This window comes from Paenibacillus sp. J22FR5, from assembly GCF_059691975.1.
This window is the reverse complement of record NZ_JCAUAN010000002.1, coordinates 15969-31015: the sequence shown is the minus strand read 5'-3', so window position 1 is coordinate 31015 and position 15047 is coordinate 15969. Positions and strand designations below refer to the sequence as shown.

The window sequence follows — 15047 nt, the reverse complement described above, 5'->3', positions numbered from 1 at the left end:
TTGCCTCACTTTAGGTTATTGGATTATGAATCAACCTGCTTCACTTATTGTACAAGACAACTATTTCTTTTAAAATATAAGAAACAACGCATCACATATTAAAAAATGAAAGAGATGGTCATTACCTTGGCAAGCGATTATAGAAAGTTTTTCGTCATTACCGAAACCGACCGCAAGCTCCCCCTCATCTTGGAAACGATCGGATATGAGCGCGAGCAGCAATATTATAAACGCGAAGAGGGCTATCCCTGCTTTCATTGGCTCCAAACGATTGCTGGTACCGGCGAAATCATTCTGGACAATGGCCCTGTTAAGCTTGGCGAAAGACAAGGCATGCTGCTAGCTGGCGGGGTTCCTCATGCGTATCAAGTTCCTGACACCCCGTGGTCGACTTGGTATTTAACGTTTGACGGCGCGTTAGCTGCGTCCATTGTGCATTCACTTGAAATCCCGCTCTCTACCCCAATGAGTTGGGGAGCTGATACACCTCTTGCTAGCATTCATGATTACTATTATGAAAAATATCGCGATAGCCACGACTTCACTGGAACCAACGGTTCACTGGAAATCTATCAATTCCTGACGCTGCTGAAAAAACACGGCATCATCAACAAAAGTGCCTCCTTCTCTCAAAGCCACGAACGGCTTCTGCCGCTCCTGCTCGAGCTGGAGCATAGCTTCGCTGCTACTCACGTTGGACTTAGCTGGATGGCCAACCAGCTTGGTATCTCTCCGCAGCATGTGAACACCTTATTTCGCCGCGCTTTCGGACTCTCTCCCTACCAATACCTGCTTCAGCTGCGTCTACAGAAGTCCAAAGAAATGCTGATCGCGCAACCTGATCGAACCGTTAAACAAATCGCAGAAACCACGGGCTTTCTCGATGCTTCGCATTTCATTTCGACCTTCCGTAAGGCTGTTGGCCAAACACCGGATGTTTTTAGGCATCCGTATATTAAATAACGTGGTGGTCCCGAGCCGTTTTCGATGCAATATCTTGAAATTAACTATACTTTCCCTAGACTTAGCTACTTTTAGGTCCCTTCCTAGCAACTCTGGATTGATCCTTCCTCCTCAAGAACAAAAAAAACCGCCGCGGCGGTTTTTGAAACATCTTCATATGAAATTTTAATGATTCGGTATGAATTCGCTATGCACTTCAAGCAGTTTTTGAACGAAAATCTCAAAGTCTCGTAGATTCGACGAAAATTTGAAATCGGTTACACCTGTGTTGAAATCAATAACTGTTAAGGCAACGCGATTCAAGGGATACTCGGGAATCGGTTCAGAGGCAAGTGAAATATTTTTGAAAGGGTAAATGGATGTTTCACCGTAGAAACGAAGCACTGTTAAATGATCATCTCTTAACTCCAACGAAATCTGCTGTTCCGAATCCGTGAAACTCTTCAGTGTACTCATCATAGATCAATCCTCCTCTTGTCCTCTATTTTACTCTCAATTTGAAGGATTAAGAAGCCCATTTTGTAAATTTTGTTGCCTATCGAGGCCATTCAAAGATGAGCGGCCGCGTTTGAAGAGGAGAGACTTTGGTCTCCGCCCAAAGATCCCTATGTATGGTTTTATCGCCAATATGAAAGCAGTTTTCGGTTACCGAAAAGCTAAACTTTCCTATTTGGTTACAAGAAAACCTCGCCAACGGCGAGGTTCTATCCATTATTTAAACTTGTTAATAAAAGCAATCGCGCTCGCGATATCTTTCTCTGGCTGCTCGCCAACTTCACGTTCAATCGTCAGATAGCCTTTGTACCCGATATCTTGCAGCGCTTGGAAATAATGATCGAAATCAACATGCCCTTCACCTAGTGCAAGCTCTCGATAAGAATTCCCTGATGTCGCCGCCTCAGCGATATTTTCATGGGTCATTGGCTTAAAGCCCAGTGAACCGTAGACTTCGCGTGGGTCTGCTTGACGAAGACGAATACCATCCTTCACATGCGTGTGAACGATATAATCTTTCAGGGTATGTACCCCCTGAACAGGATCATCGCCCGTCACCATGACCATATTCGCAGGGTCGAAGTTAACCGAGACACCTTTGGTGGATAGGTTATCAAGGAAGCTTTTCAGGTGTGCCGAAGTCTCAGGCCCCGTCTCTACAGCGAAATAGGCGCCTAAGCTGCTCGCATACACACCCAGCTCCTCACAAGCCTGCAGCATCGTTTGATAGATCGGATCATTGCGATCCTCTGGTACTACGCCAATATGTGTGGTTACAACGTTTGAACCCAGTTCAACCGCAAGGTCAAGAATACGCTTGGATTTCTCAATTTTCGCTGCATTCACTGTCTGATCTTGGAAGCCGTGTCCACCCAAATCACCACATAGTGCAGAGATTTGAAGATCTAATGAAGCAATGTATGCCCGCAGCTCCTTGCGTGCTTGAGCCGTTAGATTCGCTGGATCCATTTCACCAGAAACCGCATATATTTGTACGCCGTCTGCGCCAAGCTCTTTCGACTTCTTAAGTCCATCCCGCAGTCCAACTCGCAAGCTATCTACCATAATACCAATTGGATTGATGATCATTACTTCGAACACTCCTTATCATGAGGCTAGAGTTAGTTTATTTCATCCCAGATTCTTCTAATATTCTGCAAGCCGATTGAAGTGCCCTTCTTGCACTCTTCCATCCCTTCAAATTCCAAGGAAATGTAGCCTTCATAGCCTGAGCTTTTGACCACACGCAAAACCTCGCGAATATCAACATCACCATGCCCCACAATCGAGCCGCGCAAATAGGTGCCATGAGAAGATTGGAACCAGCCTTCGCCTGGATTCTGATAAGATGGTCGAATGTAGAAATCCTTCACATGGACAATAGAGGCATAAGGAAGGTTACTCTTCACTGCAGCAACGGAATCCTCGTCTACACATATGAAATTCCCAATATCCAACGTTGTGCGGAAATTTGCACGATCAACCGCATGAATTAAAGCTTGAACACGATCGCTATGCTGCACGAAGTAACCATGATTCTCGACGCTTGTCACGATGCCATATTGACTGGCATAATCTGCGATCTGACGGCAAGCTTCAGCTAGACGTTCCAGGTTCGCATTGAAGTTCCGAATCGAGAGATCGTCACTTCGAGCTACGTCATGTCGCATTAGAGTAACACCTAACCTTGCAGCTAGATCTACTTCGCCTTTGACACGCTCAATTTCCTTGTGGTAATCTTCTTCGGACTCGATTAAGAAATTTGCCCCGATCGCATAATTGGAAATATCCAAACCTCGGGTCTTTGCTTTCTCACGAATCTCATCTGCAAGCGCAAAGTTACCCGGTAAATCATATCCCAATGGCACAATCTCCACATGTTCACCGCCCTGATCCGCAATCCAATCAATGACGTCCATGATCGACATTTCTCCAGACTTTAACGCCTGGTACAAGCTATATGTGCTAACGCCTAGCTTCATGATCGTTCCTCCTATACGCCGAATCGTTCGTTCGGGCTATAATCTAATTTCTTGACCTTTGGCTGCTGATTCATAAATGCCGCAAAGGATTTTCATCATTTCAAGGCCATCTTCCACCGGGCTAATCGGCGTTTGGCCTGTCTGACAGCAAGAAACGAAATGATCGATTTCATTTTGAAAAGCGCTGTTGATCTCGATCGATTTGTTGTTGATCTGTGGCGTCACATTCGTAATCGTGTCCAAAATCTCAGTCACGAAGACAATTTCCGGCTCCAATTCCACGCCGCCTTTGTCGCCATAGAGCTTGACAGCGATTTCATCCTTCTTAGCATGGAGTGTGAAACTTACGTCTACCATCAATGAAGCACCATTTTCAAAACGAATCAACACATTTGCCAAATCCTCAACCGTATTACGTTCCGCATCATAATCGGCTGCTTTATAAAAAGATAAGTTCTTTACATTCTTCCGATTGCCAAGTCTGTTATACGTATGCCCGCTCACCGCAACCGGCTTCGGCTTACCCATTAAGTACCAACATACATCAATGACATGGACGCCAATATCAATCAGCGGCCCCCCACCGGAGCGCTCAACATCGGAAAACCAGCCGCCCGGATTACCCAAACGACGCAGGCATGACGCCTTCGCATAATAGATCTCACCTAAATGACCATTATCTATAAAATGCTTCACAAGCTGAGCATTCGTATCATATCTTCGTACAAATCCAACCTGTAGAATTTTCCCAGTTTCACGAACGGCATCTTGAATCCGCCCAGCTTCCTCTACGGTTTTGCAAAGTGGTTTCTCAACTAACACATGCTTGCCAGCATGGAGCGCAGCGATACTAATCTCGGCATGCGTATTGTTCCATGTGCAAATACTGACCGCATCGATCTCTGGATTCGCCAAAAGCTCTTTATAATCCGTGTAAATATGAGCAATATGATATTTCTCAGCTTTCAACGCTGCACGTTCACGATTAAGATCACAAACAGCAACAATGACCGCATCCTCTGATTTTATATATGACGCAAAATGCAAATCTGAAATCGAACCTGCACCGATGACACCAATTCTTAGTTTGTTTATGCTCATTGCACATTCATGCCTCCTATAAATTAACTACCTCCTAAAGTTAACATGCTTTGGACATCGGGTGAATACATAAAATAAGCAGCTCCATGGACTATATGTTCAAATTCAAGTTATGAAAAAAAGCGGCAATCCTAGATCATATCTATGATTCACCGCTTCTCCCTTATGGTATTAGCAAAATCTTACCCGTACTCTGTCTACTCTCGAGTAATCTGTGCGCATTAGCGCCGTCCTTCAAAGTGAACGTCGTCATCGTATTCATCTTCAGGCTTCCGACACGAAGCGCTTCGAAAAGAGCATTTGCTCGGTGAATCCGATTCTCCAAACTAGTCACGTGATTCCAGAGGTCTCCGCCTGTCAATGTTTTGGAGGTGTCCATCAGCATACGAGGATCCACAGGAGCTGGATCTCCGCCAGCCATACCATAGAAGACAACGGTGCCTTTCGTTCGAACAGCAGCAAAGCTGTCCTTCAGGGTTGAACCTACGGAATCATAGGCAACCTGGGCACCTAGTTTGTCTTGCGACCATTGGATGACGTTGTTAACCCAGTCGGTGGAATAAAGGAAGACGTCATCCGCGCCTGCCTCTAGGGCGACTCGCTTTTTCGCTTCGGATGAGGTGAGACCGACCACCCTGGCTCCTTTACTTTTGCACAATTGGATCAAAATCTGACCCACTCCGCCTGCCGCGGCATGGACTAGAACGTCATCTCCAGATTGGATACGATAGCTATCGTGCACCAAGTAATGCGCAGTCATGCCTTGCAGCAATAGGCCTGCTGCATGTTCAAAGGAGATGTCCGCTGGCAATGGAATCGCTCGATCGATGGGAACGATGACCAGCTCCGCATTCGCAAATGGTACATCGGCAAAAGCAATACGATCACCGATTTGAATATGCTCGATATGTGAAGGCACCCATTCAACGACGCCAGCACCTTCATATCCCAGAATGTAAGGCGGATTCCCAGCCAAATGATAATTCCCTTTGCGACGATAGACATCTGCGAAATTAAGACCTATTGCTTTCGTCCTTACAAGAAGCTGATCCCCTTCCACGATAGGCTCTGGGATCTCCTTATATATGAGTACTTCGGGCCCCCCGAATTGTTCGAAAATTAATGCTTTCATGTGTGACCTCCCACGATTAATTGACCGTAGTAATTTTAACATACCCGCTAAAAGAAACAAAAAAAGTGCCTGCAAACGCTTCCAGCGAATGAAGACACGAGAAATGAATGGAGACTATTAGTTCGTTCTCTCAGTTAAATATCCGTAAGCTCATTCAGAGAAGGTAAATCTGCATATGGCACTGGCTTATTGATATAGTAGCCTTGAATTCCCCAGCATTGCATATCTGCCAACATGTGGAAATGATCGCTTGTTTCAATGCCTTCAGCGACAACCTGCAGATTCAAAGCTTTGGCCATAGCTAGAATAGCCGCAATTAAAGGGACATTGCCATCCGCAATGAAAATCCGGTCAATTTTCAGCTTATCAATCGGCAACAGCGTTAACATACTTAACGACGAGTATCCCGTTCCGAAATCATCCAACGCAATCGTAAACCCTGTGGCGCGCAGCTTGCTTAATATGAGTTGCACTTCCTGCAGCGAGTGAAGCGTCGTACTTTCGGTAATTTCTAATTCCATCGCAGGTGGTTCTACACCCTCTTCTTTCAAAATTTGCAATACCTGTGCAACAAAATGCTCTTCATTGAGTTGAATTCGCGAAATATTGACCGATATTTTGAAGAGAGGACCGTAGATTTCCTTAAGTTGATGCCAATCCTTGCAGGCTTGCCTAATAAGCCAATAACCGATGGGTACAATGAGACCTGTTTCCTCAGCTATAGGAATAAAATCATTCGGCTGCATTCGCCCGCCTTTCGTACTATGCCATCTCAGTAGCGCCTCTGCACCAACAGCCATCCCTGAAGCTGGATTGTAAATAAGCTGATAATGCAATTGCAGCTCTTCCTTATCAATCGCTTGCGATAGGGCAAGCTCATGAATGAAATTTTCCACATGATCGTAGCGAGAAGAAGCTTCATATAGATGATAGCGCTTACGACCAGCGCCTTTGGCTTTGTAAAGTGCGATATCTGCCTGTTTCAGCAGTATCTGAATCGTTTCATCGTGCTTTCGTTCCGTAATTCCGATACTCACGTTCACTTTCACGGCATGTTCATCCACTCGAAAGGGCTCATGAAACAACTGACTTAGCTGCCCTGCTGTTTCCTCCACACATTTGGAAGGCATGGTATCAACAACAACAAATTCATCGCCACCCAGTCGAACAAGTGAATATCGGCTATGGCCGAACACTTCGATAAGTCGACATGCAACCTCAACAAGGACGGAATCTCCAGCCTGATGCCCGAAGGTATCGTTAATATTTTTGAAATTATCCAAATCCAATAGGTAGATGGTTGACGGCTCGGAAACATGCTCTAGTAAGTATCTGCGATTAAAAAGATTACAAAGATCGTCTTGATATGCGTAGTGATACAAAGTATTCTCATGCTGCTTGCGCTCCGTTATGTCCCGAGTCACGGTAAAAATAAAACTAACATTCCCATATTCGTCCAAAATAGGCGTTAAAATGCTCTCTCCGCTTAACGTCCCGTTGGGTAATTTGACGCCATCCTCATAGCGAATCGTCCGACGTTTCTCGACAACTCTGGCATATTTTTTATATAAATAGTCCGCCATCTGGCTCGAGTTCGCTTCAAAGAAAGTTTGACCTACTTGTTCCATCGAGATACCGCTAAATTGAGTTGCAGCGTGGTTCACGTAATAATATGTGATTTCCTCGCCCGTCACTTTCATAATGTAAATAGAGTCTTCAATATCATCCAGCATCATTTGCAGTAAATTCAAATCCAAAGTTGTAATTGCAGGAATTGTCATCCGTAGGACTCCTTTATCCGAATAACCTAAGCTTAATGCCCACTATGGGCTATATGTACTATCAATTCGACACAATCCTATATTTTCCTTCAAATTATGTTCAACAATCTACACGTAAGTGACCACATAACCAGAGACTAAACCTTGACCTGTAAACATTTGTAAACCAAAAGAACCTTCTAAAGCGAACTCAACCCACTCCGGACGAGAATCAAGCAAACCGCGCGATCTCCCTTTAGCCGTCTTATGCAAATAATCGTTTTGTGCTATTCATAATCGTTTTCCTTCCTTATTCTTAGGGCCTGAAAAGGTTTACAATTACATTAAGAATTGAAAAAAGCTATCAGCTTGGGAGGTTATACGAATGATTACAAAAGGGAATCCATTTTCGCTCATGCAATATATCAACGAAGGCTTTAGCGGACCTATGCAAGGACTTACGCTGGAGGAATCTGATCTATATTATAATCGCTTCTTCGATGTGATTGGACAGAACAAATTTGAGCCAGGTCCTACGAAGATGAACCTATCTGCCTGGCATCAGCATCATCATTGGGCTTATACACTTGCCGCGCATCCTAGTATCGTTAACGCTATGAAGCAGATTTTGGGCGATGATTTGGTCTTGTGGGCCATGCATTTCTGGTACAAAGAGCCTAACAATGACAAATTCATTCCTTGGCATCAGGATATTAATTATTGGCCTATGGAGCCAGCGATTAATGCAACAGCTTGGGTCAGCCTAGGGTGGTCTATTCGTGAAAATGGTTGCCTGCGCGTGATCCCTGGAACGCACAAATCGATCGTCGAGCATGTTTCTACAGGAACCGATCAAAGTGCGTTCGAGCAAGGCCTACCTGCGGAATCAATCGACGAATCCCTAGCCATCGACTTAGAGATGTCTCCCGGTCAAATCGCCTTTTTTAATGAAGCTACCTTCCATGGCTCTGAAAATAATAAATCGAACATTCCTCGCGTAGCCTTCTCGGTACGCTACACAACCCCTGAGGTCAAATTCAAGATCGACGAATGGGGCGGCGATACTACGCGAATTCGCACTTTCCTCGTAAACGGTGAAGACACGTTGAAACGGAATGAAGACATTAAGGGCCTTGTCCCCCAATCTTAGATGGACAGAAGGATGAGGATCAACGGATAAACTTTTTACATGAATGTCAGCCAAGCAGCTCCCTCCTCTCCTCGTTTCGTAGACACGAACATGGTAAAATAATAGCAACGACGAGGCGTAGGGTGAGGAGGCGTATACTTTGAATTCTTTTCAGATGATGATTGAATCGTTAGAGATTCGATTCCTGCATATTACCCAGTATCAGCTCGACTATTGTTGGCAGGAAAGTGCGCGCACCCTACGGCATTGCGTGATGTGGTATGTGCATAAAGGAAGCTTTCAGCTTGAGATTGACCAAGCAACTTTTCATTGTAAAGAGGGGCACATGGTCATTCTGCCTGCCCATAGTGTGATTAGTTTTCGCGCAATCTCCGATGAGCTGCAACTAACTAGCATTAACTTTGATGCCGAAATTTCCTTAGTCAGCTATCGAAGTTGGGTTCAGCTACTGAATATTCCGATACTATATGAGAACAATACGATCTCCGTTGAACCTATTATTCAAGAGATGCTTGAGCATGAGCGGGATGTGAGTGCTTTTGTTCATCTTATGCAGCAGTCTTCGCTGCTCCGGATTTTGTATGAATTACTTCATCAAGAGATGATGGACCAGCCAAGCTCCAGTTATTCGCACATGGATAAGCGGATTCACACCATCATCCACTTTCTTCACGCGCATCCGCGTCGGATGCCCGAAATTAGCGAGCTTGCTGAGCTTGTCCAGTTAAGTGATTCTCATGTGCGCAAATTGTTTATCAAACAAACGGGGCAGGCGCCACTGCATTTCGTGCATAGCATCAAAATTGAACAAGCCAAAAAAATGCTGGCTTCCAGCGTGAAGCCCGTCTCTCAAATTGCCTACGAGCTTGGCGTGGATAATCCGAATTATTTCTCGCGAATGTTCAAAACCAAGACCGGACTAACCCCCTTGCAGTATCGACAGCGGCACGGGTTGTGGTTAAATGGTTAGCTCAGTCCATCTCCAGCGTAACTACAAAACTCACCTGCGCTCCGACCTCAGCAGCAGCTAAATCGATCAAGTACACAGTCTCCGTACCGCCCTCATGATTCTGATGCTCCACCTCTTGGATGGACGCAGTCAACTGTTTTGCATCGTATCGCATCAATTGCTGATGTTTGCCCTCTGCGCCAAAAGCTTGTCCCTCTTCGAAACCAACCTCAAGGCGAATCTCGCCATCACGCACAATGACTGGTTTATACTGCGTAACGAAGCGCTCCGTCACCGCTGCGCCCCATTCACGGAATACGAATGAATCCGTGAGCGTCAACTTGCCTTGCAGCTTATCAAACTCGAAGTTTCGCTCGAGCTTCTCAAGCGAAGGTACCGCATACGCTTGCGTCAGATCAAGCTCGAACCCTTCGCTCCCACCCGAGCAATCAGCAGCTAGCACTTGTGCACAATGCTGGATACCTGCTTGCTGGTGGCAACCGTTAATGATCGGAACGCTGTGACCCGCTGAGCTGTTACAGAGAATGGAATATCGCTCATCTCCGAAATATTGCTTCGTGTAGAGTCCCGCTCCCAAATCTTCGAACCATCTAACGCCATCTACGATCCAGATGAAATGTCCGATGTCATTATGATTATGAGGCTCGTCGTTATGCCCTCCTTTGGCTGCGAAACTTACGAGTTTGTCCCTCACCTTCGCCCGACTCACCATCCATTGTGCTTCTGGGAGGAAGTCTGTTTGAAGTGGCAAACCCTCACGTTCACGAAGCAGTGTTTCATTTAACCAAACGACATTCCGTACGGCACCCGCGAAGCGGCCACAATGATCAATTGTTGGAGGGAGATGGTCAAGAGTCGCGACTCGAATCTCCTCAAATTGCTCGCATAAACGGCTGAAAATCCCGATTTGAATCCCATTTCGCCTAGAGCAATCCGAGAAATTAGCAATATGATTTCCTTGTAAGAAACAAGTCTGCGGGAATTGGGCAACTCTACGAGCTTTTTCATCCGACTGGAGAATATCAACCTTACCGCTTGTTCGCTGTTTCAACAGCTCTGAGAAATACACATAGTAGCCAAACCCATAATACCAGTATCCCAAGCCTTCCAAACACGCGCCTTCTTCTGAAAACCCATCTAGAAAACAATCCATCGAGCCAAGAACACGTTGAATGAGAGGCATTAACGCTTTAGAATCAGGCAGCAAGTAAATTGCGGCCATGCCAATGTTCCCTGCACAAACGGCAGACCAATTAATCTCGCACGTTTCCCACCAATAGGCTCTCTTGAGGGCCACATAAGGTTCCAGAACCCGCTCCATAATTTCACGCTGCACCCTTCGCACCACTTGACCATTTAGGTGATCTCGGAAAATATGGCAGGTCTCACTAAGGGCATGTGCAGTTTCTGAAGCAAATAAATCTATATGTTTGAATTCTTCTCCTTCTACAGCCTGATCATGGTTCATCAAATGTGCAGGCAAGCACCACGTATATTCATCGCAAATAGCCCATATCGTATTTTCCAACGCGGATAGATAAGGCTCAATTCCATCCTTCAACGATGCTACGACCAATGCCGCTAACCGACGACGACGATCAAAATAAAGCGCTTCAAATTCGATTCGCGATCCCTTCGAACGATATAAATCCCACTCTTTAAAAGGTAAGGCAGCAATAGGCTGATTTTCAAATTTGTGTATAAGCGGCGTAATTTCGTTATAAACAGACTTTAGTAAGGGACTCTCCGTATGCAAAATAGGTGAATTAGCTACCTGCAAGGCTTCGTGGAACAGGTTTCCGTGATCGGATTCAGCTTCTAGTAACGCTTCTAATAACATTCTACTATTCATAGAGGATCCTCCCAATTAGTACACTTTACTCTTAACTATAACCTCATCGATGACTGCAAAATAGCTACTTTCTTTACCTTTATACGTCAAATATTGACCTCTTTGCACATAATAAAAGCTTCTCGCAACAAGCGGAAGCTTTCAATTCCAATATCTTATAGATACGACTGATTTCCCTACTCTATTGCGCCAACAACCTTAAGCCATGCATTCGCAATAAGGGCATGTCCAGCAGGAGAAGGATGCACCCCATCCGGCGCCCAGAAAGCGCTGTCGGCTTGCGTAGAGGCTTGTGCAAATAAACCATCCAAGCAGAGTAGACGTGTGTTGAATTCTCTTGCTAATTCACGAACTACGGTAATCTTCGGATCCAAATCTTCTCTCCACAACTTGCGATCCTCGGGTACTGGGAGAACAAATGGCTCGATAAGAAGCAGTTTTGCTCCTGTGCTCGCCGTTTGATCAAGTAATTGACGATAACCCTCTTTGAATTTCTCCGTCGAGGTTCCATCATTGCGATCATATCTACGCCAAGTATCGTTAATGCCGATATAAATCGAAACGAGATTAGGTTTTAAATCCAAACAGTCTTGCTGCCATCGCTCCTGCAGGTCAGGGACACGATTGCCAGAAATCCCGCGATTTAGAAAGGTAACCTGCTTCTCCGGATATTTCGCCGAAAATAATGCAGCCGCCATGAGCGCGTAGCCTATCCCTAGATCACGATCATTTTCACGAGCGCGTCCTGCATCTGTAATACTATCCCCTTGAAATAGAACGATATCTCCTTGCTCCAACCATGCTGCCATTGTGACGAACTCCCCCTTTGATTGCCAAGCTTCCTTCAGATTGTTAGGAATAAATTTCCTCACAAATTATACCATGTCCTGCGGATTGAGAGAACAAATCTTTTATCCTTGGGTTGGCCAGCGATCGCACTCACACGCAAACTTCATCGCTAAAAAACAAAAAAAACCGAAATGCACACCCGCAAGTGTGAACTCGGTTTACTAATTAAGCGATGGTACGTATAAAGCTTGATTGATAATAGGTATTCAGCAGTTCATCCAGTGCGATAGAAAGTTTCAATACCGTTTCAGACAATAGGCCATATGTTTGACTAGCAAGATTCAGCTCAATTCTTAATGCTTCAATCTTCTCTTCCAACTCATATCGTTGCCCCATATTGATCCCTCCGATTTTGAAATTCATCTTTTGGATAACTTACATGTTTTGTTACCTATATCATAAATGATTAATGTTAAGAAACTATTAGCAAACCATTCGTTTATACGAAATTTTACAAATAAATACTAAATTCGAATGAATTGTCCAGCAGGAATCTCCACTGGCTCCCCTTCAGCACTGATCCAGACCCTGATGGCGGAAGGATTATGGATGATTCGACAATCGGCCTTCCTTCAACGACTTCGCAATTTCCAAAAGTACACCGTAGCGCAAGTCGATCGCATAGTTCAATCGGTAGTTCAACACAGGCATACCATTCTTGTAACTATAATGCTCGAACATCCGCTCACGGCCAAGGCAGGATTGACCGTATTCTCCGATTGGTGCCGGGCTTATCGCTTCGTGCGCCCCACCATACGTAACGGGTGTGAAAGGATATACATTGCCTGTTGAAAATACGACGATACGGGACTTGCTGTATTTCTCAGCTACACGCCCTGGCAGGTAAGCGTTCATCACCCATGTGAAATGTTCCTTCCCTGTTGTCCCAAACTTCGTGCCAGCCATATAAATGACACTAGGGACATCTGGTAATGCCTGCAACGCCGCGTCGTTCAGAAGATCACAGGCAATCGTGTGTACGCCATAGGATTGAAGCTCCTCTTGCAATCCTCCTTCTGAGAATCGGGAAACCCCATAGACCTTTTTATCCACACCCGCTTCTTTGATCGCATTCATCGCAAGCTTCGCCAGGCTCGGCCCCATCTTCCCGCCAACACCAAGCAGCATGATATCCCCCTCTAATTCTTTCATAAATTGAATCAGTGCTGAGGAGGGGTTAGACATGACCTTATCCAAATCTTCCAGAGTATTCATTTGTCACAAGCTCCTCACGTTATAATCTGAAATATGCTTCCTGACTGTAGTATACGGACTCACAAACATAAAAGACAAATCTTTAAATAGTCTTTTAATGGATAAAGGAAAACCGCTCTCTTTGACCGAGGTCAACAATAGAGCGGTTATTCGTATACAACAATAAAAGGCTACGAGCCTGTCGGATCAATGGCGAACTTCTCCAGAAATCGGAGTCGGAATGTTTGCTTTGGTCTCCCTTTTGGTACCTTCACATACCCAACTATCGAAATCAAATCATGATCCATCCATTGCAGCAGCAAGCGGTGCGTACTTCTGACGGTAACCCCTAGGATATTTGCAAGCTCATGCACCTCGTAGTCCAGCTTACTCGTTCGTGCAACAGTGGCCATGAGACGACTTAAATACGTCGATGTCATCCCGGCATCCTCGGCACTCTTGAGGAGCACAGGATCCGTTACTGACAAATCCCTGCTTAGCGGATCCGCCATTTCCAGCGGACCAATCAGTGTCTTGTCTTCACGAACAATGAAGCAAGTATTTCCGCCTGCTTCTTTGCATCTGCGCAGCGCGATACGTGCATGGGTACCCGCTTCATTCGCACTGCGACCAAAGCCGATCCCCATACTTAGTGACAAGCCAAGTGATTTCCAGACTTCACGGGCGAGCGGAACCGACTTGTAGCCAACGGTCTCTCTTTCGAAAATCCCCCGTGTTGTAAAGAATAAATACTCATCGGCGCCAAGATGTGTTAAATAGCCATCCAACGACTCCACATAGTCGATCAGCTTTCGATGCACCTCAAGCTTGAACCGCTGAATATCATGCTCCGTGCTCTGCTGTTGCAGCTTTTTCCCGAAATCATCCACATTGATCATGCCGACGAGAATTTGCGCTTCTTTACTTCGCCGAGTTTCTGTAGATAGGAGCGCACGCTCCAGAGCAACAGTGATATTCTGATCGGTCGGCGTAATCCATTCGCAAGGAATACCCCGTTTGCCCAGTTCATCAGCAACTTCACTCTCGGTTGTCATAGCAGCTTGAGCAGCTCCACTGCGATAAGCTTCAACGTGAAATTGCGTAATTGCATCGACTTGTGGGTAGGGTAAACCTTCATAAATGAGAAAACTAGAGAGTGCCTCGCCAATTTCTTTGACATGCCGGCTTAAGGCTGAAGACGTGAACGAATCTATACTAAACACAGTGTCCGATAAAACAAGTTGCGGCTTACTCCGCAAACGATATAAGGCACTAAACAGTCCTGTGTCAGTCAATGGGATCATATGCACAGGCAGGTGCGTAATAATTTGTTCCTTCACGCGTCGATATAGTGTCGGCCCTGTTACAAGAAGTACCTCGACCTCTAGAAGTAATTGCTCAGCCGCTTCTTGCGCATCTTCTGCCGAACACACTTGCGCAATCGGCTGAAAGGAAGGAAAGGACGACGCTATGACGCTTAACACTTTATTCACCAAAGCCTCTGGACCTAAAACGCCAATGGCAATTCGATTCGGACTATCCATGACGAGCGACTCCTTTACTTAGGTGGTATGCTCATGCAACGTTATGCCATGAGGC

Annotated in this window: 13 protein-coding genes and 1 pseudogene; 3 read left to right on the top strand and 11 right to left on the bottom strand. The window is 45.4% G+C overall.

Features of this window, described 5'->3' with window-relative positions:
• The first annotated feature begins 105 nt into the window (after positions 1-105).
• Entirely contained in the window at positions 106-963 is an 858-nt protein-coding gene (locus tag AC58P7_RS03260) for an AraC family transcriptional regulator (RefSeq protein ID WP_497339985.1), read from the top strand.
• Positions 964-1128: 165 nt separating this feature from the next.
• Here the strand turns inward: AC58P7_RS03260 and AC58P7_RS03255 are convergent, their stop codons facing one another.
• The 6 genes from AC58P7_RS03255 to AC58P7_RS03230 form a co-directional block, all read right to left on the bottom strand.
• Positions 1129-1419, bottom strand: coding sequence for a hypothetical protein (locus AC58P7_RS03255; protein WP_497339984.1), 291 nt, complete (start codon positions 1417-1419; stop codon positions 1129-1131).
• Positions 1420-1674: 255 nt separating this feature from the next.
• On the bottom strand, positions 1675-2547 hold the full coding sequence (locus tag AC58P7_RS03250) for a sugar phosphate isomerase/epimerase family protein (RefSeq protein WP_497339983.1): 873 nt from the start codon (positions 2545-2547) through the stop codon (positions 1675-1677).
• 32 nt (positions 2548-2579) lie between these two features.
• Complete coding sequence (locus tag AC58P7_RS03245; protein ID WP_497339982.1) at positions 2580-3440, bottom strand: sugar phosphate isomerase/epimerase family protein; 861 nt, start codon at positions 3438-3440, stop codon at positions 2580-2582.
• Positions 3441-3476: 36 nt separating this feature from the next.
• Entirely contained in the window at positions 3477-4541 is a 1065-nt protein-coding gene (locus AC58P7_RS03240) for a Gfo/Idh/MocA family protein (protein ID WP_497339981.1), read from the bottom strand.
• A 163-nt stretch (positions 4542-4704) separates the two neighbouring features.
• On the bottom strand, positions 4705-5673 hold the full coding sequence (locus tag AC58P7_RS03235) for a quinone oxidoreductase family protein (RefSeq protein ID WP_497339980.1): 969 nt from the start codon (positions 5671-5673) through the stop codon (positions 4705-4707).
• Positions 5674-5807: 134 nt separating this feature from the next.
• Positions 5808-7454 carry a putative bifunctional diguanylate cyclase/phosphodiesterase gene (locus tag AC58P7_RS03230; RefSeq protein WP_497339979.1) on the bottom strand — a complete coding sequence of 549 codons (1647 nt, stop codon included), beginning with the start codon at positions 7452-7454 and terminating at the stop codon, positions 5808-5810.
• Positions 7455-7818: 364 nt separating this feature from the next.
• Here AC58P7_RS03230 and AC58P7_RS03225 point away from each other — a divergent pair, with 364 nt between their 5' ends.
• Complete coding sequence (locus tag AC58P7_RS03225) at positions 7819-8583, top strand: phytanoyl-CoA dioxygenase family protein (protein ID WP_497339978.1); 765 nt, start codon at positions 7819-7821, stop codon at positions 8581-8583.
• A gap of 139 nt (positions 8584-8722) precedes the next feature.
• Positions 8723-9553, top strand: a complete 831-nt coding sequence (locus tag AC58P7_RS03220; RefSeq protein ID WP_497339977.1) for a helix-turn-helix domain-containing protein — start codon at positions 8723-8725, stop codon at positions 9551-9553.
• 1 nt (position 9554) lies between these two features.
• On the opposite strand, the gene AC58P7_RS03215 is transcribed toward AC58P7_RS03220, so the two are convergent.
• The 5 genes and pseudogenes from AC58P7_RS03215 to AC58P7_RS03195 all read right to left on the bottom strand — a co-directional run bounded on the left by AC58P7_RS03215 (position 9555) and on the right by AC58P7_RS03195 (position 14992).
• Positions 9555-11405 carry a hypothetical protein gene (locus tag AC58P7_RS03215; protein ID WP_497339976.1) on the bottom strand — a complete coding sequence of 617 codons (1851 nt, stop codon included), beginning with the start codon at positions 11403-11405 and terminating at the stop codon, positions 9555-9557.
• Positions 11406-11581: 176 nt separating this feature from the next.
• Entirely contained in the window at positions 11582-12214 is a 633-nt protein-coding gene (locus AC58P7_RS03210; RefSeq protein WP_497339975.1) for an SGNH/GDSL hydrolase family protein, read from the bottom strand.
• Positions 12215-12419: 205 nt separating this feature from the next.
• The gene (locus AC58P7_RS03205; protein ID WP_497339974.1) at positions 12420-12590 is read right to left on the bottom strand and encodes a Spo0E family sporulation regulatory protein-aspartic acid phosphatase; all 171 of its coding nucleotides are present in this window, start codon (positions 12588-12590) and stop codon (positions 12420-12422) included.
• A 225-nt stretch (positions 12591-12815) separates the two neighbouring features.
• A pseudogene (locus AC58P7_RS03200) lies at positions 12816-13469 on the bottom strand (NAD-dependent epimerase/dehydratase family protein); the annotation flags it as partial.
• 170 nt (positions 13470-13639) lie between these two features.
• Complete coding sequence (locus AC58P7_RS03195) at positions 13640-14992, bottom strand: hypothetical protein (protein WP_497339973.1); 1353 nt, start codon at positions 14990-14992, stop codon at positions 13640-13642.
• Between the last annotated feature and the right edge of the window lie 55 nt (positions 14993-15047).